Raw genomic sequence first — 25003 nt, forward strand, 5'->3', positions numbered from 1 at the left:
ATCCCTCAAAAATGCTATAATAGAAGCATTACGAATATTGGAGAGAAACCATGAGTTTTTACAATCATAAAGAAATCGAGCCTAAGTGGCAAAAATACTGGGCTGACAATCACACTTTTAAGACAGGAACAGACGCCTCAAAACCTAAGTTTTATGCGCTTGACATGTTCCCTTACCCATCTGGAGCGGGTCTTCACGTAGGACACCCAGAAGGATACACAGCGACTGATATCCTCAGCCGTTTCAAACGTGCACAAGGCTACAACGTCCTTCACCCAATGGGATGGGATGCCTTTGGTTTGCCTGCAGAGCAATATGCTATGGATACAGGGAATGACCCAGCGGAATTCACAGCGGAAAATATTGCCAACTTCAAACGCCAAATCAATGCGCTTGGATTCTCTTACGACTGGGATCGCGAAGTCAACACAACAGATCCAAACTACTACAAATGGACGCAATGGATTTTCACTAAGCTTTACGAAAAAGGCTTGGCTTATGAAGCTGAAGTGCCAGTAAACTGGGTTGAAGAATTGGGAACAGCCATCGCCAACGAAGAAGTCCTTCCTGATGGAACGTCTGAGCGTGGAGGCTATCCAGTTGTCCGTAAACCAATGCGCCAATGGATGCTTAAAATTACTGCCTATGCTGAGCGTTTGCTCAATGACTTGGATGACCTTGATTGGCCAGAGTCTATCAAGGACATGCAACGCAACTGGATTGGTAAATCAACGGGTGCCAATGTCACCTTCAAAGTGAAAGGAACAGACAAGGAATTTACCGTCTTTACGACACGTCCTGATACCCTCTTTGGTGCGACCTTCACTGTTTTGGCTCCTGAGCATGAACTAGTAGATGCCATCACAACACCTGAACAAGCTGAGGCTGTAGCTGACTACAAACACCAAGCCAGCCTTAAATCAGACTTGGCTCGTACAGACCTTGCTAAGGAAAAAACAGGGGTTTGGACTGGTGCTTATGCCGTCAACCCTGTCAATGGTAAAGAAATTCCAATCTGGATTGCGGACTATGTTCTTGCCAGCTACGGAACAGGTGCTGTTATGGCCGTACCTGCCCACGATGAGCGTGACTGGGAATTTGCAAAACAGTTTGACCTTCCAATCGTAGAAGTGTTGGAAGGTGGAAACGTTGAAGAGGCTGCTTACACAGAAGATGGCCTTCACGTCAACTCTGACTTCTTGAACGGTCTCAACAAAGAAGAAGCGATTGCTAAAATCGTGGCTTGGTTGGAAGAAAAAGGCTTTGGTCAAGAAAAAATCACTTACCGTCTTCGTGACTGGCTCTTTAGCCGTCAACGTTACTGGGGTGAACCAATCCCAATTATTCATTGGGAAGATGGTACTTCAACAGCTGTTCCAGAAAGTGAACTCCCACTTGTCTTGCCAGTAACCAAGGACATTCGCCCTTCAGGTACTGGTGAAAGCCCATTGGCTAACTTGACAGACTGGCTTGAAGTGACTCGTGAGGATGGTGTCAAAGGTCGTCGTGAGACTAATACTATGCCACAATGGGCAGGTTCAAGCTGGTACTACCTCCGCTATATCGATCCACACAATACAGAGAAATTGGCTGATGAGGACCTCCTCAAACAATGGTTGCCAGTAGATATCTACGTAGGTGGTGCAGAACACGCCGTGCTTCACTTGCTTTACGCTCGTTTCTGGCATAAATTCCTCTATGACCTTGGTGTTGTACCGACTAAAGAGCCATTCCAAAAACTCTTCAACCAAGGAATGATCTTGGGAACTAGCTACCGTGACCACCGTGGAGCTCTTGTGGCAACGGACAAGGTTGAAAAACGTGATGGTTCCTTCTTCCATGTGGAAACAGGGGAAGAGTTGGAGCAAGCACCAGCCAAAATGTCTAAATCCCTCAAGAACGTTGTCAACCCAGACGATGTGGTGGAACAATACGGTGCTGATACCCTTCGTGTCTATGAAATGTTCATGGGACCACTCGATGCTTCAATCGCTTGGTCTGAAGAAGGATTGGAAGGAAGCCGTAAATTCCTTGACCGTGTTTACCGTTTGATTACAAGTAAAGAAATCGTTGCGGAAAACAATGGCGCTCTTGACAAGGTTTATAACGAAACCGTTAAATCTGTCACTGAGCAAATCGAGTCTATGAAATTCAACACAGCTATTGCCCAACTCATGGTCTTTGTCAATGCTGCCAACAAGGAAGATAAACTCTATGTGGATTACGCCAAAGGCTTTATCCAATTGATTGCTCCATTTGCGCCTCACTTGGCAGAAGAACTCTGGCAAACAGTCGCAGCAACCGGTGAGTCTATCTCTTATGTAGCTTGGCCAACATGGGACGAAAGTAAATTGGTTGAAGACGAAATCGAAATCGTTGTTCAAATCAAAGGTAAAGTCCGTGCCAAATTGATGGTCGCTAAAGATCTTTCACGCGAAGAGTTGCAAGAAGTAGCTCTTGCTAACGAAAAAGTCAAAGCAGAGATCGATGGCAAGGAAATTGTGAAAGTAATTAGTGTACCTAATAAACTCGTTAATATTGTCGTTAAATAACGAGTTTATTAGCCTTATCTGCTACCTTCAACAGTCCACTGGACTATTGAAGCCGAACAAACTTGTCAACATTGTTGTGAAATAACCGATTTATTTGTTCATGCTCAACCTCAAACAGTTTCCCGAACTGTTTGAGCCTAATAAACTTGTTAACATTGTTGTGAAATAAAAGTGAATCCTTCAGAGCTAAGCTCTGGAGGATTTTTTACTCTTCTTGACAAGAAAACGATATTTTGTTAATATCATTAACAAAAAGAAGGAAACTATGAATAAGAAAGAACTGCATAAGTTTAATAATCGTTTTAACAGCTTTGCCTTAGCCTTTGAACGGTTGAAAAAGGATCAGCATAGGAATAGTATTGATAAATCAATCACTATTAATGAAGTCCATTTGATTGACCTAATAGGTCGCAATCAGCCTGTGAATCTAGTGAAATTATCTGAGTTACTTGAAGTGTCTAGGAGTGCTATTACTCAGAGTGTTAGACGTTTAACCAAGAAAGACCTCGTTTCTTTTGAATTTGCACCGGATAATGAAAAAAATAAATATCTGATATTATCAAAAAAAGGGGTTGACGTTTTTAACATTCATAAAGAGCAACAAGAACATATTGAGACAGCCATTTTTTCAGTTTTAAAAAACTATAGTGATGAGGACCTTCAAATGGTTATGAAATTGATGGATGATGTTGAAAAGGTATGGCAAGAATTACCGTGGTAAAAATCACGGTAATTTAAAAACTATATTGTTAATCACATTAACAAAAAGAGGAAGATATGAATATAAAAATTGAACTGATCTCAGAGTCTGATTTAGCAGACGAATCTTTTAATATTGTCATCGATGGCTTAAAACCAAGAGAAATATATCGAGTCGAAATGTATTTATCCGATTATTATTGTATCAATGCTCCCATGCTTTTAGCTCATGATGTTTTATGGAAATCAGCAGCGACTTTTGTATCAGATAAGAATGGTATTATTGATATTTCACAAACTCCATCTTGTTCTGGCTCTTATGAAGACATTGCAACAATGGGGTTATTCTTTAATGCCAAACCTTTGACCAATAGGAAAAAGAAACTTCCAAACTCTCTTTCTAAAATTCCCTTATTAGATCACTTTTTTGTGGAAATCAAAATTATACAAGGTAATACTGTCGTCGCAGAGAGAACTTTCACAAGACATTACATGAGTTCGCAAATTAGTCATCAAGATATTTACGGGAAACATTTTCAAGGGAGACTCTTTTATGATAAAAAGGCAATAAAAGCACCAGCATTGATTATTGTGAGCGGTAGTGAAGGAAGGATTGAAAAGGCACAGAATATAGCTCAGCTTCTATCTTCTAGAGGTTATATTTGCCTAGCAGTTGCCTACTTTGGTTTAGAGGGGTTGCCAAAACATTTGGAACGTATTCCTTTAGAGTGCCTTGTGGAAGCAAAGGATTATCTACGTCAGCATCCTCAAGTAGATAGTGAAAGAATTGGAATCTATGGACGGTCTAAGGGAGCAGAGTTAGTTTTAGCTGAGGAGAGCATTTTTAATGACGTTCAATGTTTGGTACTAAATTCACCCTCTGATGTGGTGTATGAGGGGATAAAAGGAAAATGGAACTCCCATACTTCTTCTTGGACGTATTTGCAAAAAGAACTTCCTTATCAAAAGTTTCGACTTAGAGATTATCTGTTCAGCAAACTTTTAAAAAAATCCTTCCCTAAAGATTGCTCTGCTAGGATAGATATTGGTCAAATGCACTCACCAATCTTATTACTCGGAAGTACTGTTGATGAAATATGGGATGCCTCGTCAGCAATAGACAAAATTGTCTCACATTATAAAGGCCACCACATTACATTTAAAAAATACCATGAAACAGGTCACATGTTGACAGTAGCTTATCAACCCAATCATCGCTATCGAAAAGATTGGCGTTTACTGATGAAAGAGAGTAAGGATTCTTGGTTGGCTACGATTCATTTTTTTGATAGGCATTTGAAGAAGCAATACTACAAATCCTATGGAAATGATATAAAAAGTAATTCATTCCCCCTTTTGATGGGTTCTCATAGTGAGAGATTGTGTTACTGTCTTACTAGCAATTAAAGTTGAAAGTCAGTTTTTTCTTTTTTATTGGGGAAATTGATTTTTATGAAAAACACTGTTAATCTCTTCCATCCCTCCACTTGGACTCTCATTTTGACCACTTATCCCCAAAAGCCGTTTTTTAAACGGCTTTTTTGCTAGACTGGTTCTATCAAAAGGAGAGAGAACATGATATTACAAGCTAAAAACATAAGTAAACGGTATGGAAATCATTTAGCCGTAAACAATATTCACTTACAGTTTGAAAAGGGAACGTTTAATGCGATTCTAGGACCAAATGGGGCGGGGAAATCAACGACAATTTCCATGGTGATTGGTTTGAAACAACCAACGCAAGGTGAAATCATCTATGAACCCGGTACTAAAATTGGTGTGGTCTTCCAGACTAGTGTTTTGGATGAGATGCTGACTGTTAGGGAAAATCTGGCCATTCGTGCCAGACAGTATAAAGAACTGAAACCCAATCGTGTGTCTGATCTCATTGGTCGGCTAGGTCTATCAGCTTTCCAAAAGCAGAGATACGGGACGCTTTCAGGTGGCCAAAAGCGTCGGGTTGACATTGCGCGTGCTCTACTCTCACAACCAGATATTCTGTTCTTAGATGAGCCAACGACAGGTTTAGATATCCAAACTCGAAAGTCTATTTGGGATTTGCTCTATCAATTGCAGAGAGAAGAGGGAATGACCGTTGTACTGACCACGCATTATCTTGACGAAGCAGATGAAGCTGATCAGATTTATATTGTGGACCATGGGAAAGTGATTGCTCAGGGATCGGCATTAGATATTAAGAGCCAGTATGCAAAAAACATCTTGAAGATTCGTTTCAAGGAGATAGAGCAGATAGAAAGTCTTAAAACTTCGGGAATGTCAGTAGAGCAACAAAGTCAAATGGAGTATGTTTTTCAACCCGAGAGTGAAAGGGAAGCTATTGATTACCTGGCACAAGTTAGAGATAGAATAGCCCATTTTGAGTTTCGTCCAGGGACCATGGATGACGCCTTTATTGCACTTACAGGAAGGGAGGTTCGCTAATGCTAGCTTTACTAAAGCGAAATTTTTTATTGTACTTCAGGAATCGTTCAGGAGTTTTCTTCTCCTTGTTGGGAGCCTTGATTTCCTTTATTCTCTATATTATTTTTCTTCAAAAAAATCTAACAGATGCTTGGAATCAGCTACCCAATAGTGGTCCTTTGTTAAATAATTGGTTAATGAGTGGGGCGCTGGCTGTGACAGGGACAACGACGAGTCTGGCTGCCCTGACTCAGTTGGTAAAGGACCGTGAACATCAAGTAGATCAGGATCTTTATTTATCGAATCATGGGAAATGGCGGTTACCATTTTCGTATCTAGCGAGTGCAATCATCATTTCTTTTGCCATGCAAGTCCTAATGTATGTACTGATGTGTGGCTATTTTAGAGAAGTTCCAACCCTTTCTCTATTACCTGAGGTGCTCCTCATCATGCTGCTTAGTAGCCTGCTTTCTAGTTTAGTGAATGCCATTTTTGTTTATTTTTTCCAATCTGTAGACAGTTTGGGGAAGTTTGCGACCATAGTGGGGACAGCTTCTGGTTTTTTGGTAGGAACTTATGTACCTTTGGGCGTTTTACCTGATTTTGCACAACTACTAATGAAATGTACTCCAGCAACTTATATTGCTGCACTTTATCGGCAAGTACTCATGAAAGAAACATTAAGTGAGACCTTTAAAGGTCAAGATAACCTTCTTCGAGAGTTCCAAGAAAAAATGGGCGTTCAGCTCAAGTGGCAAGGTTTGTTGACAAAGGAAAATACTTACCTTATAGTGTTAGGAGGTATTCTTCTAGCAAGTATTCTTTGGATTGTTTTAGTGAAAAGAACTAGCCAGAAAAAATAAGTGAGAGTTGGAATAGGAATGAAACTTCGTTTTGAAGAAAAATCAGATATTTCGGTAAAGGATCCCTGTGTGGTCATCCAAGCAGAGCGATTGTCTGATCAAGCACGAGAGGTAATGGATTATCTCGAACAATTTTCAGTTGTAAATCAAGTGGTGATTCCTATTAAAACGGATGATCATTTGGTTATGGTAAAAATTGATGACATTATTCTAGCTGAGATTGAGAAGAATGTGTTAACGATTTATACCGTAAACAATACCTATACGATGAGAGAGACACTGACAAACTTTCAGCATCGCATCAATCGTCGAAGTTTTTTACAGATATCACGTCATGCTGTTATGAATATAGATCATTTGGAATCACTATCGGATAGTTTTTCTGGCAATATGATGGCTAAAATGACAGGTGGAGTTAAGTCTAGTGTCAGCCGAAAATATGTCAAATCTTTGATGGATTATTTAGGGGTGTAGGAGGAACCAATGAAACGTTTAATTGCTTATTTTGTATCCGGCGTGAGAACGGGATCGTTCTTTTACCTTGCACTCCTTTTACTTGGTCAATTATTTCCCCAGATTATCTATCCCAAAGTTAGTGTAGGAAATATTTTAGCCCTCTTTATGATGAGTGGTTTAATGGGAATGCTCTCGTGGATTTTGGAAGAGCTTGACCGCATGTCGTACAGATTAAGAGTAGTCTTGCATTTCTTGTTGACGGCGATTGTACTTACAGTGACTTGTCTGATATCAGGCTGGTATGAGGCTTTAACGAACCCTGCTATCTGGATTGTTTTCATTTTTGTTTATATTATTATCTGGCTTTATCTCATTTGGCAAATGCATATGAGAACACAGCGTATTAATCAAGCTTTACTGCATCGTCGAAGCCAGAAAAAGAAAAGTAATAAATTATAGTAAACTTCAAAAAAATACTCTTTTTCCTCTTGACCCTCACGCCACGTCATAGCCTATACTCTTAATCAGAGAGGAGTTCTAATGAAATCTGTAAAAGAAGTGAGCCAACTATCAGGTGTCAGTGTACGCACCCTTCATTATTATGACGAAATTGATTTGCTGAAACCGTCAGTTGTGGCTGAGAATGGCTACCGTTACTATAATCGCGATGCGGTTGTCCGTTTGCAGGAAATATTGCTTTACCGTGAGTTAGACTTTCCTCTCAAAAAAATTAATGAAATCGTAGGTCAAGCAGGCTATGATAAAGTCCAAGCGCTTAAGGATCAAATCAAGCTTTTAGAGCTGAAAAAGTCCCGTTTAGAAGCTGTCATAGCCCATGCCAAGGCCTTACAAGTGGAGGAAGAAGAAATGTCATTTGAAGCATTTGATCAAAAAGCTGTGGAAGCATTTCAGGAAGAAGCTCAGGCTAGATGGGGTCAGACAGAAGCTTATCAAGCTTTTGCGGCTAAGGGGGAGGAGTCCTTCCCTGAAGTTACCAAAGAGCTGGCCGCAATCATGTCTACTTTCGGCCAGCTCAAAGAGTCTAATCCTGATGACAATAGTGTTCAGGAGCAAGTAAAGGTGTTACAAGACTATATTAGTCAGCATTTTTATCCATGTGACCAAACGGTATTAGCTGGTTTAGGTCAGATGTACCAAACAGATAATCGCTTTTCTAGTTTTATCGATAAAGTCGGGGGATCAGGGACTGCAGTTTTTCTCGCAGAAGCTATTCGTATTTATTGTCAATAAACTAAAGCCAAAGTCTTAGGGACTTTGGCTTTTTCTCATGCCATAGTGACATTTATGTCACTATTTTTATAATCATTTAATGTTTATAATTAATGTATCGTTTTAGAAGGCTATTAGTTAAGTATTTCTGCTATTTTGCTTGAAATAGTTAAGCAGATAATTGGCTAAAAGTTAATCGAATTCTAATCTTAATCAATTTTATGGAGGAAACCATGTCCATTTTAACCATTGACCACATCTCAAAGTACTATAATCTCGACGGTACGAACCAAGAGCGCGCTTTGAACGATGTTACACTTGAGATTGCACCAGGAAAGATCACTGCTATCTACGGTCCATCTGGCTGTGGTAAGACCAGTCTGCTCAGTATTATTAGCGGCTTGGATAGTCAGTATCAGGGAAATCTTTATTTCAAAGATCAGAACATGCGCGATTTTTCAGAGCGTGACCTGACCTATTTTAGAAAGGCCCATATTGGCTTTGTCTTTCAAAATTTCAATCTTATCCCTCATCAATCAGTCCTTGAAAATGTCAAGATGCCTCTTTACGTTAAAAATATGACTGATAAAGAGATGATCGAGATTGCAGAAAAGGAGCTCAGCCGTCTTGGAATCGGAGAATTTATCAAGAAAAATGTTAAGCAGCTTTCTGGTGGGCAAAAACAACGTGTGGCCATTGCCCGTGCCCTAGTTAATAATCCAGAAATGATTGTGGCTGATGAACCGACTGGTTCTCTTGATTCTCAGTCTCAGGAAAATGTTCTCGAAATTTTTAAAGAGCTAGCCGAGGCAGGTAAAACTGTGATTATCGTAACCCATAACCCTGAGGTGGCGGATTATGCGGATGTTGTCATTAAAATGAAGGATGGTGAAGTCGTTGAAACAATCGAAAAATAAGGGATTGACCCTCAAGAATAAACTTAAATTGTCATTGAGCAACTTTATGGAACGTAAGTGGCGTAATCTTTTGATTGCGACGGCAACTTCCATTGGTTTTATCGGTGTTTTAATTTCCTTTGGTTTGGGGAATGCTATTGTTGGTATGATTAATGACAGTACCGATGGTGGCAACATTCCATCCCAAATTCAGATTAGTCTTAGTGCTAAATCAGCAGCCAGAGGGGTTCTAAATGCGGAGGATGAGAAGTTTATTCGTAGTCAGATTAAGAGTGATGACATTAAATATTTGGAGAGCCCCTTTGGAATGAACATGGCAAGTCTTACCCTTGATGGTAAGACCATGGATTTCAGCAAGGACCTTCCTAACTATTCTCAGGTTATCAGTCTCTACAAGAACACAAAAATATCTACATCTCGCAATGGTAAGGATAAGATTTCAGCCGGGAAGCCTTTTAAATCCGTAGATGAAAAGGGTTTAACCCTTCCGATGAGTTTTGTCAAACATTATAATGAAGAAACAGGGAAGAAGCTCAAGGCTAAAGACTTTATCGGCAAAGAAATCTCAGCTCAGATTGTTGAAAATACTGCTGAGGGAACTAAAGTAGCGGATATCAAGACTAAGATTGTCCGTATTGTTGATGACAGCGAGGATGCTGAAGAGAGCAATAGCTATATGCCAGCCAAACAATTGGAAGAGTTGCTCAAAGAAAATGGCTTCACTAAAACAGTCTCTTACATGCTTTTGGAGCTTAAGAATCCAGCCAAGACTAAGGAAGTCACTAAAAAGTTACAGAAAAACAAGAAGTACCTGGTTCTTTCACAGCAGGCCATCCTCGATGTCATTATTAAATTCATCCGTGTTATCCAAGCACTCTTGATTATCCTTTCGTCACAAGCTATCCTAGTTTCAGCTGTCATGATTGGAATTATCATCTATATTAATATCATGCAACGCTCAAAAGAGATTGGTGTCATGAAGGCTGTCGGTTACCTTAATCGTGACGTGAAAGCTATCTTTGTTTATGAGGCGCTCTGGATTACGGGTATCTCACTGGCTCTTGCCCTCCTTGTATCACAGGGGATTGGAAGCTTGGCCAACATGATTGTTTCACATCTCTACCCAAGTGTCAGCAAGGTATTTGATCTAAATCTGACATCAATTTTCATCATGTTTGGCTTCTCGCTCTTGATGGGCTATGTATCAGCCTACCTTCCAGCCCGTAAAATAAGTAAAATGGACCCTGTCGAGTCCCTAAGATATGAATAGAAATGAAGAGTAGTCTCACCAGGCTACTCTTTTTTGTCAAAACAACCATTAGAATAATCGGAAAATCCAAACAATAATTAACTTTCTGAAAAGTGGAGACAATTGCCCAAAAATGCTATAATAGTCAACATATACAAGCTATTAGTAACAAAAAATAAGTACCTATTCGATTGGAGGAATTCCATGTATAAAGATGACAGTTTAACCTTGCACACTGACTTGTATCAAATCAATATGATGCAAGTCTACTTCAACCAAGGTATTCACAATAAAAAGGCCGTTTTCGAAGTTTATTTCCGTCAACTTCCGTTTAAAAATGGCTTTGCTGTATTCGCAGGTCTAGAACGTATTGTCAACTATCTTGAAAATCTGACTTTCTCAGAAACTGATATTGCTTATCTAAAAGAGTTAGGCTATCCTGAGGATTTTCTAGACTATCTAGCCAACCTAAAACTCGAGTTGACTATCAATTCGGCCCTTGAGGGTGATTTGGTATTTGCTAATGAACCGATTTTCCAAGTGGAAGGTCCCTTGGCCCAGTGTCAGTTAGTAGAGACTGCCTTACTAAATATCCTCAATTACCAGATTCTTATTGCTACCAAGGCAGCTCGCATTCGCTCTGTCATTGAAGATGCTCCTTTATTGGAGTTTGGGACACGTCGTGCACAAGAGATGGATGCAGCAATCTGGGGTACCCGTGCAGCTGTGATTGGTGGTGCGGATGCGACATCAAATGTTCGTGCCGGTAAGATTTTCGGCATTCCAGTTTCTGGTACTCACGCTCATGCTCTTGTTCAGGCATATGGCAATGATTACGATGCCTTCAAAGCCTATGCATCAACTCATAAGGACTGTGTATTCCTTGTAGATACCTATGACACTCTCAAAATTGGTGTTCCGAATGCTATTCGTGTAGCTAAAGAGCTAGGTGATAAAATCAATTTCTTGGGTGTTCGTCTTGATTCAGGTGACTTGGCTTATCTATCGAAGCAGGTCCGTAAGCAGTTGGATGCTGCCGGTTTCCCTGATGCCAAAATTTATGCTTCAAATGACCTTGATGAAAATACCATACTCAACTTGAAGATGCAAAAGGCCAAAATTGATGTCTGGGGAGTGGGTACTAAGCTTATCACTGCCTATGATCAACCAGCCTTGGGTGCTGTCTACAAGATTGTCTCAATGGAAGATGATCAAGGAGTCATGCATGATACTATCAAATTGTCCAACAATGCTGAGAAGGTTTCGACACCAGGTAAGAAGCAAGTCTGGCGTATTACGAGTCGTGCTAAGGGCAAATCAGAAGGTGACTATATCACTTTCGCAGACACGGATGTTAACGCTCTAGAAGAAATTAATATGTTCCACCCAACATACACCTACATTAATAAGACTGTTCGTGATTTTGATGCAGTGCCACTCTTGGTCCCAATCTACGACAAGGGGCAACTCATCTATGACTTGCCTAGTCTTAATGAAATCAAGGCTTATGCGACTAAGGAATTGGATGAGCTTTGGAATGAGTACAAGCGCGTGCTTAACCCTCAAGATTATCCAGTTGACTTGGCTAAAGATGTCTGGGAAAACAAGATGACCTTGATTGATAATGTCCGTAAGAAAGCCCATGACTTGTCAGAGTAAAAGGAGAAATTATGACTTTGCAAGAAACTATTATTGCTCAACTAGGCGTTAAACCTAGCATTGATCCAAAAGAAGAGATTCGAAATTCTGTTGATTTTTTGAAGGCCTACATGCTAAAGCATCCTTTCCTAAAAACCTATGTTTTGGGAATTTCAGGAGGTCAGGATTCTACCTTGGCTGGCCGTCTAGCACAACTTGCGGTTGAAGAGCTCCGTGCAGAGACAGGAAAAGACTATCAGTTTATCGCCATTCGTTTACCATACGGTGTCCAAGCAGATGAAGATGATGCCCAACGTGCTCTTGCTTTTATCAAGCCAGATGTGAGTCTTGTGGTTAACATCAAAGAAGCTGTTGATGGTCAGGTTGCGGAACTTGCCAAGGCAGGCGTAACCGTTTCTGACTTTAACAAGGGTAATATCAAGGCCCGTCAACGTATGATTACCCAATATGCGGTTGCGGGAGAAAATAGTGGGGCAGTTATCGGGACAGACCACGCCGCTGAAAACCTTACTGGCTTCTTCACAAAATTTGGCGATGGTGGTGCGGATATTTTGCCGCTCTTTCGTCTAAACAAGCGTCAAGGTGCAGCCCTTCTTGCAGAACTTGGTGCGGACAAGGTCCTTTATGAAAAAGTGCCAACAGCGGACTTGGAAGAGGATAAACCAGGAATCGCTGATGAAGTGGCACTTGGTGTGACCTACCGTGAAATTGATGATTACCTTGAAGGCAAGGAAGTATCAGCCAAAGCCCAGGATACTATTGAGACTTGGTGGCGTAAAGGTCAACACAAACGTCACTTGCCAATCACTATTTTTGATGAGTTTTGGAAATAAGAGGAGAAATGAATTATGATCAAAGCTTATATTGATTTTTGGAAACGTGCCTTTGATTTTAGCGGACGTTCGACTCGTCCAGACTACTGGTGGGCTTACTTGGTTAATGTCATTATTATTACTATTCTTACTGTTTTTTGTGTTCTTATTCCTTTCTTCAGTAATGTTGACCTTAGTGACCCAGCTCTGTTGAATAATCAGACTGAACTGCAAAAAATAATTATTACCTATGCTTGGCCACTAATGCTTTTTAGCTTAATTGAACTTATCCCTCAATTGTCTCTACAAATCCGTCGTTTAAGAGATGCAGGCTTTCATCCGGCTTGGGTACTTCTAAGTTATATAGGGCTTGTACCAATCTTGGTTATCTTTTCATTGATTGGAAGCATTGTCCTCCTTATCATGTCTTGTCAACCAACGAAACTAGCACCTGAAACGCAGTTTGATAAAGTGGAATAAGATTGTCGTAACTCTAGGTCAAACCTAGGGTTATTTTTAAATTGAATTTTCAGAAATTAGTGATAAAATAGAGAGGAATAAGGCTTAAAAGGAGGAATCTTATGACTTCACTATCAACAGATTTCACAGATAAACTATTTGCAGACTATGAGGCCAATGCCAAGTACAGTGCTATTGAGAATGCTGTAACTCATAATGGCTTGCTCAAATCCATCGAAACACGTCAATCAGAAGTTGAAAACGACCATGTTTTCTCAATCGATTTGACTAAAGATGAGGTGTCTAACCAGAAAGCTTCAGGACGTTGCTGGATGTTTGCGGCACTAAATACTTTCCGTCACAAATTGATTTCAGATTTCAAATTGGAAAGTTTCGAGCTTTCTCAAGCCCACACCTTCTTCTGGGACAAGTATGAAAAATCAAACTGGTTCTTGGAACAAATTATTGCTACAGCAGATCAAGAGATTGGCAGTCGTAAGGTTAAATTCCTTTTGGATACCCCTCAACAAGATGGTGGACAATGGGATATGGTCGTATCACTTTTTGAAAAATATGGTGTTGTACCAAAATCAGTTTATCCAGAATCTGTAGCTTCAAGCAATAGTCGTGAGCTTAATCAATACCTCAATAAGCTTCTTCGTCAAGATGCTCAAATCTTGCGTGATTTGATTGCTGGAGGTGCTGATCAAGCTGCTGTTCAAGCTAAGAAGGAAGAGCTTCTTCAAGAAATTTTCAATTATCTTGCCATGACTCTTGGTTTACCACCACGTCAGTTTGATTTTGCCTACCGAGATAAGGATGACAACTATCAATCTGAGAAAAATATCACACCACAAGCATTCTTTGAAAAATATGTGGGTCTCAAACTCAGCGACTATGTGTCAGTTATCAACGCTCCAACAACTGATAAACCTTACGGAAAATCTTATACTGTTGAGATGTTAGGTAATGTTGTAGGTGCACCAAGTGTTCGTTATATCAACCTCACAATGGACCGTTTCAAAGAGCTTGCTATTGCACAGATGAAGTCTGGAGAAACTGTTTGGTTTGGTTCAGATGTTGGTCAAGTTTCAGACCGTCAAAAAGGTATTCTTGCAACTAATGTTTATGACTTTACAGCTAGCATGGATATTAACTTGACTCAAGATAAGGCAGGACGTTTGGACTACAGTGAATCTCTCATGACTCATGCCATGGTATTGACTGGGGTTGATTTGGATGTCGATGGCAAACCTGTTAAATGGAAGGTTGAAAACTCTTGGGGAGACAAGGTCGGTCAAAAAGGTTACTTTGTCGCTTCTGATGCTTGGATGGATGAATACACTTATCAAATCGTTGTCCGCAAAGACTTCCTTACAGCTGAAGAATTGGCAGCCTATGAAGCAGAGCCACAAGTACTTGCTCCTTGGGACCCAATGGGAGCCCTTGCTTCAAAATAAGACAATAAATGAAACCACTGGGAAATGATTCCAGTGGTTTTTCGTAGTTTATTTAAAATTTATCAGTAAAAAAAGAGTTATCCAATCGGATAACCCTTTTTATTTCTTATTCCTCTGCTGTAGCAGTGTTTGAATTTGAATGTTCAGAGCCGTTAGAGGCCGATGTCGATGGATTTGTTGAAGCATCAGGGCCGTACTGTTGACTATCTTGTGAACTTGATGAGTCACTGCTTTGGCTTGAGTCTAAACTTGATGATGAGCTAGATGTTCCAAGTGATCCTGTGTAAACATTTGATGTTGAAGAACCAGTAAGGAAGACATAGCTACCATTATTATAAACACCGCTAGGCATATCGAAATCTTCAGAACCCGCACCATACATCTGGTTAAGGTAGCTACTTGTTACACCATAGATTTGTTTAGCGATATCAAGGTCTGAATCATGAAGTGGTGTTTTACGATTTTTATAACCTGTCCAAATCGCCATAGAATACTTGGTATTGTAACCAACGAAAGTTTCATCTGGAACCATAAGGTAAGCGTAGACGCCACTTTCTTTTTGTACCTTGTAGTATTCATCGTCACCATAGTTAGATGTACCGGTCTTAGCAGCGTTGAACGTACCAGGGACATAAGCTTCAGTCGCTGTACCACCTGTCATTACTTGTTTCAACATGCTTGACATCATGTAAGCTGTTTGTGGTGACATGGCTTCAACACCTTTAGAATCAAATGATTTTGTTGAACCGTCTTCAAATTTGATTGATTTAATGTAAGAAGGTTTATAGTAAGTACCACCATTTGCAAAGGCTGCATAGGCTGCGGCCATTTTCTCACTTGACGCACCATACTTAGGATCTGCTGATGATGTTGAAGATGAGATGGCATTGGAGTAGAACATTTCTGGATACTCAATACCTAAATCCTTCAAGAAGGACTGGGCATAGTCCAACCCTACAGCTTGAAGAGCTTTAACGGCTGTTACGTTACGTGATTGTTGAAGCGCATAAGTCAATGAGATACTTCCAAAGTACTTACGGTCCCAGTTGTAAACTGGCGTTGAGGAACCTGGGAAATTGTAAGGATTATCGTAAACAGTCGTACCAGTGTTTGTATAAACACCTTTTTCAATAGCAGGAGCATAGTCAGTGATTGGTTTCATTGTAGAACCCCAGTCACGGTCTGTTTGAACAGCTTGGTTAGTAGCGAGGGCAATATTTTCGTCTTGGTGACGTGATCCCAATTGAGCAACAACACGACCGTTAGTAACATCAATAATAGTAGAAGCAACTTGGAAACTATCATTTGGATAGTAGATATAGTCATCAGTATTATAGACGTTCCAGATATATTTTTGAATATCTGGATTAAGGTTAGTGTAGACGTCGAGACCTGCTGAGTAGATATCAGCATTGGCATCAGTAGCTACCTGCTCAATAACTTGTTTGATGTAGTTATCTAAGTATGGCTCATAGCTAGCTTTCTTCGTAAGTGGAAGAAGGCCATCTGATACATCAGTTGCTTTAGCTTGCTCGTACTCTTCTTTGGAAATGTTTTTGTCTTCATACATTTCACTAAGAACAGTGTTACGACGCTCTTTGGCAGCATCTGGATTAGCATAAGGGTCATATTGTGTTGGTGCTTGTGGAATACCAGCAAGAAGAGCTGCTTGGGCAACAGAGAGGTCGCTCAAGTCCTTACCAAAGTAAGATTTAGCTGCCGTCTTCATACCGTAGTAACCATTACCCATATAAACCTTATTAATGTAGAAGGTCAAGATTTCTTGTTTAGTGAATTGACGCTCCATTTGGAGTGACAACCAGATTTCTTGTGACTTACGTTTAAGGGTTTGGTCAGAAGTGTTAGTTGAGAAGTAAGCCAACTTAATCAACTGTTGGTCGAGCGTAGACCCCCCTTGGGTGCTGCTACGACGAAGGTTGTTAACAGCTGCCCCCATGATACGGTAGACGTCAATCCCACGGTGAGTGAAGAAACGTTTATCCTCGATAGAGGTGATGGCATTAACTAGAGTTGTTGGAATTTCATCTGTTGATGCACTCTCACGTTTCTCAGCTCCCAAGTCGGCAATAAGACTACCATTAGCGTCGTAAATCTTACTTGAGTTTGTTGATTGCAGTTTGTTCTCGGTAAGTTTAGGAACACTGCTAACATAGTAGGCAAAGAGGCTACCACCAGCGATGACACAGACTACAAAGAAAGTGAGCAGTCCAATAAATCCGTATTTTGCAATACGCCAGCCCAAACTTTGGTCTGAAGCGGCAGAGCGTTTTCCTTTGCTATAGCGAGAAGAATCTGAGCGCTTGACCTTGATGTTTTTAGCACGTTTAGTCAAACCGTTAAGTGATTCTTTAAAGTTGCTGAAATTAAATTTAGCCATTATGTGTTACCACCTAATAATTTTTCAATGATTTCTAAGTAAGGAACTTGAGGATAAGCTGCTTCTGCAATTGCATAGCCTCTTTTTTTGATATAATCAAGAGGCATTGATTTCGTCCCTTTATCAATCTGATAAAAAGCGATTAAGTCTTTAGCAGGCAGAAGGTAGGTTTCCTTAAGCGTCGAGAAGTGAAGTAGCACGAAGCAGATCCCATCTTGACTGATGACCTGAGACATGTGCTCAATTTGATGCGCATGAAAGTTTTTCATAGGCATGGATGTCTTTTGTCGTGTCTCTTTGGCTTCAAAATCAATGTAGTATCCTTTGTAAACGCCGGAGTAGTCGGTAGTAGAAGCTTGTCTAAAGTAAGCTTCTACAATCTTCGCCCGTGAGCGTTTGGGATAATCGACTTTGACAATTTGAACAGGGGTAGGTTTTTTATGAATAACGGCTAAACCACGCGACAAATAGTAATCATTAGTCGCGTTAATAGCAGATTCAAAGCTCATCCCCCGATTGGCAAAGTCAACTCTATTTGATTTTTTAGGACGTACTTGTGCTATCTTACGAGATATCTGATGGGGATAGTTTACCATTTCTTTCCCTTCTTCTTTATAAGATATGCATAAAGACTATTTCATTATACCATAAAATGAACGAGGAAAACAACAAATGACATCACTACTGGTAACTGGCTATAAGAGCTTTGAACTCGGTATTTTTAAAGACAAGGACCCTAAAGTAACCATTATCAAGAAAGCAATAAAACGTGATTTGAAGCGTTTCTTGGATGATGGTGTGGATTGGATGATTTTTACTGGGAACCTCGGTTTTGAATTTTGGGCACTAGAAGTAGCCAAAGAACTTCAAAAAGACTATCCTTTGAAGTTAGCGACCCTCTTCCCTTTTGAAACGCATGGTCAGAATTGGAATGAAGCGAATCAAACAAAACTAGCAGCCTTTAAGCAGGTTGATTTTGTCAAGTACAGCTTCCCCGCTTACCAATCTCCAGCACAGTTTAAACAATTTAATCAGTTTCTCATTGACAATACAGATCAGGCTTATTTATTTTATGAACCTGAAAATGAAACAAATCTGAAATATTTTTACGGTATGATGTTAGAAGCAAGGGGTTATCCCGTATCTAGACTGACTTTTGATGACCTCAATGAAGTCATGTCGGAATAGGATATAATTGAATTTTAAACTTGCATTTTTATCTTTTTTTCTGTATCATAAAAACATTAGACAGTAAAGTATTAGTAAGTTAGATAAGACAAGTATTGGAGAATAAAAATGGCTAAGATTAATTTAACGCCCAAGAAAATCTACGAACAAGAATTTAAAACAAGCATGCGTGGATACGATAAAAAAGAAGTTGATGAGTTTCTAGACGATGTAATCAAAGATTACGGTGTCTATATTGCTCTAGTTAAGGAATTGCAAGAAGAAAATGCAAAACTGAAGGCTAAGACTTCATCAGCTCCTGCTAGTCGCCCAGCATACGCAAGTGCGACAAGTGAGCCATCACGTGCGAATGCTAATGTTGCTTCGGCTTCAAACTATGATATCTTAAAACGTGTCAGTCGTTTGGAGAAAGAGGTCTTTGGAAAACAAATCGTCGAATAAAACTGGTTTGTGCAATTTTTGGATAATCGCATGGTTGCTAGTCTTCCATGAGGAAAGTCCATGCTAGCACTGGCTGTGATGCCAGTAGTGTTTGTGCTAGGTGAATTAATAAGCCTAGGGACTTGATTTTCAAGTTACGGCGAGTGAACTGGCTAAGTCTTCGGATAGGTTTTAGTAGCTCTGAAAGTGCCACAGTGACGGAGTTTTTAGGGAAACCTAAAAAGTGGAACGCGGTAAACCCCTCAAGCTAGCAACCCAAACTTTGGTAGGGGCATGGGATGGCTGGAAACGAACGGACCATCCTGACTGCTTTGCAGTAGACAGATGATTATCGAAGGAAGTGGTACCTAGTCACTTCTGGAACAAAACATGGCTTATAGAAAATTGCATATAGGTGAGGCTGGGACACATGTCTCAGCCTTCTTTTAGCAAGAATTCTCTCTTTTATATTTAAAGAAAAGAGTGGGTAATAAGCTATCGGTTAAGAAAGTTTGTACGCGTAACAATGAGATAAAAGGATGACAATGAAAGAAACATTTACATTAGTAGCAACTGCAGCAGCAGGTCTTGAGGCTGTGGTTGGACGTGAATTGCGTGAGTTAGATTATGACACGCAGGTTGAAAATGGTAAGGTGCGTTTCCAAGGTGGTGTTCGTGCAATTGCTGAAACTAACCTTTGGTTGAGAGCAGCAGATCGTATCAAGATTGTAGTGGGTGAATTTCCAGCACGTACCTTTGAGGAACTCTTTCAGGGAGTTTTTGCTTTAGACTGGGAAAATTATCTTCCGCTAGGTGCAAAGTTCCCAATTTCTAAGGCTAAATGTGTTAAATCAAAGCTTCATAATGAGCCATCTGTTCAGGCGATTTCAAAAAAAGCTGTCGTGAAGAAATTGCAGAAGTATTTTCACCGTCCAGAAGGAGTGCCTCTCCAAGAAACAGGAGCGGAATTTAAGATTGAAGTCTCTATTTTGAAGGATAAGGCTACGGTTTTGATTGATACCACAGGTGCTAGTCTCTTTAAGCGTGGCTACCGTACTGATAAAGGTGGAGCACCGATTAAGGAAAATATGGCGGCTGCTATCCTTGAACTTAGTAATTGGTATCCGGATAAACCATTGATTGACCCGACTTGTGGTTCAGGGACCTTCTGTATTGAGGCTGCAATGATTGGCATGAACATTGCACCAGGATTTAATCGTGATTTTGCCTTTGAAGCATGGAATTGGGTGGATAAGGATTTAGTACAGTCGGTACGTAATGAAGCAGATAGCAAGGCAAACTACGATATTGAATTAGATATTATGGGTTGTGATATTGATGGCCGTATGGTTGAAATTGCAAAAGCCAATGCTCGTGAGGCAGGTCTTGAAGATGTTATTAAATTGAAACAAATGCGTTTACAGGACCTGAAAACAGATAAAATCAATGGTGTCATTATTTCAAACCCTCCTTATGGCGAGCGTTTGTTGGATGACAAGGCTGTGGATATCTTGTATAATGAAATGGGTCAAACTTTTGCGCCACTTAAAACTTGGAGCAAGTTTATCTTGACCAGCGATGAACAATTTGAAAGCAAATACGGTATGAAAGCCGATAAAAAACGTAAGCTTTATAACGGAACCCTCCGTGTTGATTTATATCAATATTTTGGAGAGCGTGTTCGCCGTTCTGAGGCTAGAAAGGTAAATTAAACGTGTCAGAAGATAAAACACAAAATGGCTATGAAGGTAGCCAAGAGCTAGATTTCCAAGATGCCAAGGAAATGACGGTCGGTGAGGCTGTCCGAAAAGAAGCCGAGATTAATGCTGGTGTAACAGAAACAGATAGCATTTTGGATAAGTATATCAAGCAACACCGTGAAGAAGTTGCCTCACAAAAATTTTCAAAGAAAATTGAAGCTGACGGCGACACATCACCTTTGGATGCTTTTATTCAAAAGCAACGTCAGGAGTTTGCGGATTCAGGTTTGATTGGTCAATCAATGGCTAATGAGTCAATCAACTCTACAACAGCTACTGAAGAAGTAACACCGGTCACATTTGGTTTTGGTGCTACAGATAACAAGGCTGATGAAACTCAATCTCATATTGACAAGCAGTTGCCAAATGCCCCTGTTGAACCTGAGGTTATTGCAGAACCAGAAAGTCAAAGTTCTGAAGTTATCATTACGTCAACAAATGCTGATCGTTTCATCACGTCAGAAACAGAAAAATTTGACCTTGGTGATGCACTCGCTGATTCATCTACTTCAACTAATCAGCCAGCCTATAACGATGCATTGGTAGATAATATTGATGATAACAATCCTTTGATTGCTAACATTGATGATCCAGAACCACAAAATCCTGCTGTTGCCAATGTTGCCAATGTTGCCAATGTTGCCAATATTGACGATACTGAGCCACAAGCTTCAAAACCTTTGTTGGATGATGCTGCTATTTCAGACACTATTGATTTGGCAGCTATTGCATCAACAGTGGCAGGGGTAACTGGAGCAAAAGCTGATGAAGAAAAGACAACACCAAAAGTGTCTATGGCAGTTAATCGCCCATCTGCAGAAGACAGAATCTCTTCAGAGTCTATTTCACCATCGCATAAGAGTGCCTTTGATGGTGACATTCCAGTTTACCGTCGTAAAGGTGTTGTTATCGGTGCTCTAGCAGTTCTTGCTTTAGCTATTATCGGTGGTAGCTATGCTCTTTATAAAGGAACACATAGCCAATCGGCGAAAACAACAAGCACAGCTTCTTCAGCAGTGACATCATCATCAAGCAAGGATACGTCAGCTGCTGATAATAAGGCCTTTGAAGAAATGTATAAGAATTTCTTCACAGATGACGAGCAAACAAAACTCGCTAATGATCAATTTGGTAAGTTATCAGATTTGGAAAAGCTGCTCAAGAAATTGGAGAAAACCAAGTATTATGATGCAGCTAAGAAAAAATATGATAACTTGAAGAAACAAATTGAAGCTGTACAAAAGATTAACAGTCAGTTTGAGTCAGATGCTCTTGTAGATGGTAGCTATAATGCCTCTATTGCTGTTAAATCAGATGCTAACTTTAATAATCTTCCAGAAAGTGTAACAACAACTGGAAATGCGAGTCTCGACAGCACTGTCCAAGAAGCTATTAAGGGTGGTAAGACTCAGCTTGAAGAAAAAGCTAAGGCTGCGAGCGCAACATCTGCAGCGACAGCTTCTGAAAGTGTTAATACTGCTAGTCCTGCTGCACCTTCAGGTGATAACGCATCTGGAGCAGCTTCTAATGGTGATGGTGCGGCCGCATCAAATACTTCTGGAGCGCAAAATGGAGCAGCTAACTCAGCAGGTTCAACTGGTGCGACTGGAGGAACTACTGGTGGCTCAGCTGCAGCTTCAACAGTTGTAACACGCGGAATCACAAATTATAACCCATCAATCCTTCAACGTGATCGCTCACGTGTGCCTTATAATGCAAACGTAGTAGCAGATACAAGTAACCCAGCTTGGACATGGGCTGATGGTGTTCTTGAAAAGATTATCGAAACATCACACTCACGTGGTTACTTCTCAGGAGATAACTTCATCCTTGAGCCAGTCAACATCATCAATGGTAATGGTTACTACAACTTGTACCTTCCAGATGGAACTTACCTCTTCAGTATTAACTGTAAGACAGGTTACTATGTTGGTAATGGTTCAGGTCACTCAGATAAACTTGATTACGAATAATAATCTGCGACACTCCTTCGGGAGTGTTTTTTGTTTTATCTTGGTGAAGGCCTAGTTTATAAGGATTTTGTGCTATAATAGAGGGATAAGATAGGGGTGAATACTATGGCAAAATTGATGCCGGGTAGAGTCCGTAATGAGGGTATTGAACTTTTTGAAAAGGATCTCATTACCATTCATCAGGTCTCAGAAACTCAGTTGGATACAACAGTTGACCAACATCATTTAATTTATGCACTCAATGATTCTGAAATCACGTGTGACTGTGATTATTTCGCTCAAAAAGGCTATTGTCCCCATTTGGCAGCGATTGAGTATTATCTAAAAAACGACAAAGAAGGCCAGCGTCTCTTGGCAGAATTGGAAGAGGAACAAGAGTCCTCTCAGGGCCAAGAGCGAGGACACTCTTTTGGTGGTTTATTTTTAGAAGGCCTTTCCCTAAATGAGGATGATACTGTTAGATATAGCTTGATGGTAGAGGGAGAGGAATCTACCTTTGGTTCAGAGATTTGGTGGAGTATACGTTTACGTCGCTTACCAGATGAACGTTCTTATGTTATTCGAGATATTCCTGCCTTTCTCAAACTTGTAGAGGCTGAGGGTTATTATCAGATAGGTAAGAACTATTATGAACCCCTATCACTTATTCAATTTGACCAGGCTTCACAGGCGTTTTTAGACTTCTTAGGACGGATGATTCCAGATGAAGCCAAGATTAATTTAGACTTTATTTTACCGAATAATGCACGTCATCTTTGTCTCCCCTACGGTTTTTTTGAGGAAGGTTTGAGACGGATGCAAGATTTGGATGGCTTTAGGTTTGAATGGGAAGGAACCGAATATCACCGACTTTTGGTTGAGGATTTGACTGCTGATGCCCATCTCTTCTCGTTTGATATTTCTGTCGAGCCTAAGATGATTGAATTGACTGTTGCTGAGAAGAATAGTCAGGCCTTTTTTAATAATCGTATTCTCTTTTATCAAGGTATTTTTTATCGCCTGAATCGAAAACAACAAAAACTTTTGGTTGGTTTACGCTCTCTTCCAATCGGAAGCGATTTGAATAAGCATGTCAGCTTTAATCTTGATGAACAAGCTATCTTGGCTGCTAGTCTTTTTGATTTTAGGACTATGGGACCAGTTAAAGCTCCTAAAGCATTTAATATCAAGGATTTCACACCGAGATTTCACTTTGATCTGAAAGGTGACAGTGAGGTTATACTTACATTAGCCTTTGATTTTGATGGTTTCCTAGTCCATAATCGACAAGAGTTGAGTCATTTAGGATTTACGAGTAACTATCGTCATGAGCAGGCTGTTTTCCGTTTGATGGCTAAGCATGAATTCACCCCTGATTTTCAGTCATCTAAACGATTAAGTAGCAATCAAGAGCTCTATGATTTCTTTACGAATACTCTAGCAGAATTTGAAAATACAGGGACGGTTCTGATTGGGCAGGAGTTGCGTGACTTACGGGTTGAACAGAGTCCACAGGTTCAGGTAGAGCGTCAGGGGAATTTATTAGATATTTCCTTTGATTTTTCAAGTCTTGACGATGAAGATGTGGATCATGCTTTAGCAGCTTTGATGGAAAGTTCGCCCTATTTTATCAATCGTAGTGGTCAGTTGATTGTTTTTGACGAAGCGACGCATCGTATTAGTGAGAGTCTCAAAACTCTAAGAGCTCGATATTCAGGGCAAGGTCACCTAGAACTAAATCAATTGACTGCCTATCAATTAATGGAGGCTCTTTCAGAAAGTGATTCTGTTCGTTTTTCAAAAGATTTCCAACTCTTAACGCAACATTTGAGTAAACCAGAGACCTTTGATTTGCCAATTTATAAGGTAGAAGCTGACCTTCGTCCCTACCAGGAAAAGGGTGTTCAGTGGCTATCTATGTTGCATCACTATGGTTTTGGCGGTATCTTGGCCGATGATATGGGGTTGGGGAAAACCTTGCAGACCATTGCCTATCTCTCTGCACATTTAGAAGAAGAGCAGCGAGTCTTGGTTTTGTCACCATCAAGCCTGATTTACAATTGGCAGGATGAGTTTAAAAAGTTCGCTCCTCAGTTAGATGTAGCGGTTTCTTATGGACTCAAGCCAAGACGTGATGACATCATTGCTGAAGACCACCAGATTATTATTACAAGCTACGCTTCCTTCCGTCAGGATTTTGATGCCTATAAGGCTGGTAAATATGACTATCTCATTCTTGATGAGGCTCAGGTCATGAAGAATACACAGACAAAGATTGCCCAATATCTACGTGATTTTTCTGTTCCACATTGCTTAGCACTATCTGGAACGCCTATTGAAAATCATTTGTTGGAGATTTGGTCTATTTTCCAAATTATTCTACCAGGACTTTTACCGGCTAAGAAAACTTTCCTTAAGTTAACACCAAAGGAAGTGGCTAGGTATATTTCTCCCTTTATTCTAAGACGTAGGAAAGAAGAGGTCCTTCCTGATTTACCAGATTTGATT

At 40.2% G+C, this 25003-nt stretch carries 21 protein-coding genes and 1 other RNA gene; 20 read left to right on the forward strand and 2 right to left on the reverse strand.

What is annotated here, in order from left to right; translation table 11 throughout:
• Positions 1-50: 50 nt before the first annotated feature.
• The 14 genes from leuS (at position 51) to pepC (ending at position 14777) form a co-directional block, all read left to right on the forward strand.
• Positions 51-2552, forward strand: coding sequence for a leucine--tRNA ligase (gene leuS / locus O3670_RS04995; protein WP_048790390.1), 2502 nt, complete (start codon positions 51-53; stop codon positions 2550-2552).
• 265 nt (positions 2553-2817) lie between these two features.
• Positions 2818-3273, forward strand: a complete 456-nt coding sequence (locus tag O3670_RS05000; RefSeq protein WP_371595856.1) for a MarR family winged helix-turn-helix transcriptional regulator — start codon at positions 2818-2820, stop codon at positions 3271-3273.
• A gap of 56 nt (positions 3274-3329) precedes the next feature.
• Positions 3330-4658 carry an acyl-CoA thioesterase/BAAT N-terminal domain-containing protein gene (locus tag O3670_RS05005; RefSeq protein ID WP_227039317.1) on the forward strand — a complete coding sequence of 443 codons (1329 nt, stop codon included), beginning with the start codon at positions 3330-3332 and terminating at the stop codon, positions 4656-4658.
• A gap of 168 nt (positions 4659-4826) precedes the next feature.
• Entirely contained in the window at positions 4827-5693 is an 867-nt protein-coding gene (locus O3670_RS05010) for an ABC transporter ATP-binding protein (protein WP_048790392.1), read from the forward strand.
• A complete protein-coding gene (locus tag O3670_RS05015; protein ID WP_048790393.1) occupies positions 5693-6535 on the forward strand; it encodes an ABC transporter permease in 843 nt (280 codons plus the stop codon). Before O3670_RS05010 ends, O3670_RS05015 begins: the two co-directional genes overlap by 1 nt.
• Positions 6536-6553: 18 nt before the next feature.
• Positions 6554-7009, forward strand: a complete 456-nt coding sequence (locus O3670_RS05020) for a LytTR family DNA-binding domain-containing protein (protein WP_037610678.1) — start codon at positions 6554-6556, stop codon at positions 7007-7009.
• A gap of 9 nt (positions 7010-7018) precedes the next feature.
• Entirely contained in the window at positions 7019-7450 is a 432-nt protein-coding gene (locus tag O3670_RS05025) for a DUF3021 family protein (RefSeq protein ID WP_037610676.1), read from the forward strand.
• Positions 7451-7531: 81 nt separating this feature from the next.
• On the forward strand, positions 7532-8242 hold the full coding sequence (locus O3670_RS05030; protein ID WP_371595857.1) for a MerR family transcriptional regulator: 711 nt from the start codon (positions 7532-7534) through the stop codon (positions 8240-8242).
• Between the two features lie 212 nt (positions 8243-8454).
• The gene (locus tag O3670_RS05035; RefSeq protein WP_371595858.1) at positions 8455-9138 is read left to right on the forward strand and encodes an ABC transporter ATP-binding protein; all 684 of its coding nucleotides are present in this window, start codon (positions 8455-8457) and stop codon (positions 9136-9138) included.
• On the forward strand, positions 9107-10408 hold the full coding sequence (locus O3670_RS05040; protein ID WP_371595859.1) for an ABC transporter permease: 1302 nt from the start codon (positions 9107-9109) through the stop codon (positions 10406-10408). Before O3670_RS05035 ends, O3670_RS05040 begins: the two co-directional genes overlap by 32 nt.
• 183 nt (positions 10409-10591) lie before the next feature.
• Positions 10592-12046: a nicotinate phosphoribosyltransferase gene (locus O3670_RS05045; RefSeq protein WP_316714602.1), complete on the forward strand. Its 1455-nt coding sequence runs from the start codon at positions 10592-10594 to the stop codon at positions 12044-12046.
• 11 nt (positions 12047-12057) lie between these two features.
• Positions 12058-12879, forward strand: coding sequence for an NAD(+) synthase (nadE, locus tag O3670_RS05050; RefSeq protein ID WP_323728033.1), 822 nt, complete (start codon positions 12058-12060; stop codon positions 12877-12879).
• A 15-nt stretch (positions 12880-12894) separates the two neighbouring features.
• Positions 12895-13338 carry a DUF805 domain-containing protein gene (locus O3670_RS05055; RefSeq protein WP_070838898.1) on the forward strand — a complete coding sequence of 148 codons (444 nt, stop codon included), beginning with the start codon at positions 12895-12897 and terminating at the stop codon, positions 13336-13338.
• A 101-nt stretch (positions 13339-13439) separates the two neighbouring features.
• The gene (gene pepC, locus O3670_RS05060) at positions 13440-14777 is read left to right on the forward strand and encodes an aminopeptidase C (protein WP_371482327.1); all 1338 of its coding nucleotides are present in this window, start codon (positions 13440-13442) and stop codon (positions 14775-14777) included.
• 106 nt (positions 14778-14883) lie between these two features.
• Here the strand turns inward: pepC and pbp1a are convergent, their stop codons facing one another.
• Positions 14884-17175, reverse strand: a complete 2292-nt coding sequence (gene pbp1a, locus O3670_RS05065) for a penicillin-binding protein PBP1A (RefSeq protein ID WP_371482329.1) — start codon at positions 17173-17175, stop codon at positions 14884-14886.
• Positions 17175-17771 carry a Holliday junction resolvase RecU gene (recU, locus tag O3670_RS05070; protein ID WP_002886506.1) on the reverse strand — a complete coding sequence of 199 codons (597 nt, stop codon included), beginning with the start codon at positions 17769-17771 and terminating at the stop codon, positions 17175-17177. The genes pbp1a and recU overlap by 1 nt, the downstream gene beginning before the upstream one ends.
• Before the next feature lie 76 nt (positions 17772-17847).
• Here recU and O3670_RS05075 point away from each other — a divergent pair, with 76 nt between their 5' ends.
• The 6 genes from O3670_RS05075 to O3670_RS05100 form a co-directional block, all read left to right on the forward strand.
• A complete protein-coding gene (locus tag O3670_RS05075; RefSeq protein WP_002889858.1) occupies positions 17848-18363 on the forward strand; it encodes an SLOG family protein in 516 nt (171 codons plus the stop codon).
• Positions 18364-18471: 108 nt separating this feature from the next.
• Entirely contained in the window at positions 18472-18804 is a 333-nt protein-coding gene (gene gpsB, locus O3670_RS05080; protein ID WP_002889860.1) for a cell division regulator GpsB, read from the forward strand.
• A 14-nt stretch (positions 18805-18818) separates the two neighbouring features.
• Positions 18819-19186: RNase P RNA component class B (gene rnpB / locus O3670_RS05085), an RNA gene on the forward strand.
• A 142-nt stretch (positions 19187-19328) separates the two neighbouring features.
• A complete protein-coding gene (locus O3670_RS05090; protein ID WP_371595860.1) occupies positions 19329-20495 on the forward strand; it encodes a THUMP domain-containing class I SAM-dependent RNA methyltransferase in 1167 nt (388 codons plus the stop codon).
• 2 nt (positions 20496-20497) lie between these two features.
• On the forward strand, positions 20498-22516 hold the full coding sequence (locus O3670_RS05095) for a cell division site-positioning protein MapZ family protein (RefSeq protein WP_371595861.1): 2019 nt from the start codon (positions 20498-20500) through the stop codon (positions 22514-22516).
• Positions 22517-22621: 105 nt separating this feature from the next.
• A partial coding sequence (locus O3670_RS05100; protein ID WP_371595862.1) for a DEAD/DEAH box helicase occupies positions 22622-25003 on the forward strand: 2382 nt, incomplete at its 3' end.

The sequence above is a fragment of the Streptococcus sp. 27098_8_74 genome, assembly GCF_041431705.1.
In the GTDB taxonomy this organism is placed as follows: domain Bacteria; phylum Bacillota; class Bacilli; order Lactobacillales; family Streptococcaceae; genus Streptococcus; species Streptococcus salivarius_E.

Coding starts and splice junctions, on each gene's coding strand:
- O3670_RS05055 (WP_070838898.1), top strand. CDS start 12,895: ATGATCAAAGCTTATATTGATTTTTGGAAACGTGCCTTTGATTTTAGC.
- O3670_RS05015 (WP_048790393.1), top strand. CDS start 5,693: ATGCTAGCTTTACTAAAGCGAAATTTTTTATTGTACTTCAGGAATCGT.
- O3670_RS05005 (WP_227039317.1), top strand. CDS start 3,330: ATGAATATAAAAATTGAACTGATCTCAGAGTCTGATTTAGCAGACGAA.
- pepC (WP_371482327.1), top strand. CDS start 13,440: ATGACTTCACTATCAACAGATTTCACAGATAAACTATTTGCAGACTAT.
- O3670_RS05090 (WP_371595860.1), top strand. CDS start 19,329: ATGAAAGAAACATTTACATTAGTAGCAACTGCAGCAGCAGGTCTTGAG.
- O3670_RS05010 (WP_048790392.1), top strand. CDS start 4,827: ATGATATTACAAGCTAAAAACATAAGTAAACGGTATGGAAATCATTTA.
- O3670_RS05025 (WP_037610676.1), top strand. CDS start 7,019: ATGAAACGTTTAATTGCTTATTTTGTATCCGGCGTGAGAACGGGATCG.
- O3670_RS05035 (WP_371595858.1), top strand. CDS start 8,455: ATGTCCATTTTAACCATTGACCACATCTCAAAGTACTATAATCTCGAC.
- O3670_RS05045 (WP_316714602.1), top strand. CDS start 10,592: ATGTATAAAGATGACAGTTTAACCTTGCACACTGACTTGTATCAAATC.
- O3670_RS05040 (WP_371595859.1), top strand. CDS start 9,107: ATGGTGAAGTCGTTGAAACAATCGAAAAATAAGGGATTGACCCTCAAG.
- pbp1a (WP_371482329.1), bottom strand. CDS start 17,175: ATGGCTAAATTTAATTTCAGCAACTTTAAAGAATCACTTAACGGTTTG.
- O3670_RS05030 (WP_371595857.1), top strand. CDS start 7,532: ATGAAATCTGTAAAAGAAGTGAGCCAACTATCAGGTGTCAGTGTACGC.
- O3670_RS05075 (WP_002889858.1), top strand. CDS start 17,848: ATGACATCACTACTGGTAACTGGCTATAAGAGCTTTGAACTCGGTATT.
- gpsB (WP_002889860.1), top strand. CDS start 18,472: ATGGCTAAGATTAATTTAACGCCCAAGAAAATCTACGAACAAGAATTT.
- nadE (WP_323728033.1), top strand. CDS start 12,058: ATGACTTTGCAAGAAACTATTATTGCTCAACTAGGCGTTAAACCTAGC.
- recU (WP_002886506.1), bottom strand. CDS start 17,771: ATGGTAAACTATCCCCATCAGATATCTCGTAAGATAGCACAAGTACGT.
- leuS (WP_048790390.1), top strand. CDS start 51: ATGAGTTTTTACAATCATAAAGAAATCGAGCCTAAGTGGCAAAAATAC.
- O3670_RS05000 (WP_371595856.1), top strand. CDS start 2,818: ATGAATAAGAAAGAACTGCATAAGTTTAATAATCGTTTTAACAGCTTT.
- O3670_RS05020 (WP_037610678.1), top strand. CDS start 6,554: ATGAAACTTCGTTTTGAAGAAAAATCAGATATTTCGGTAAAGGATCCC.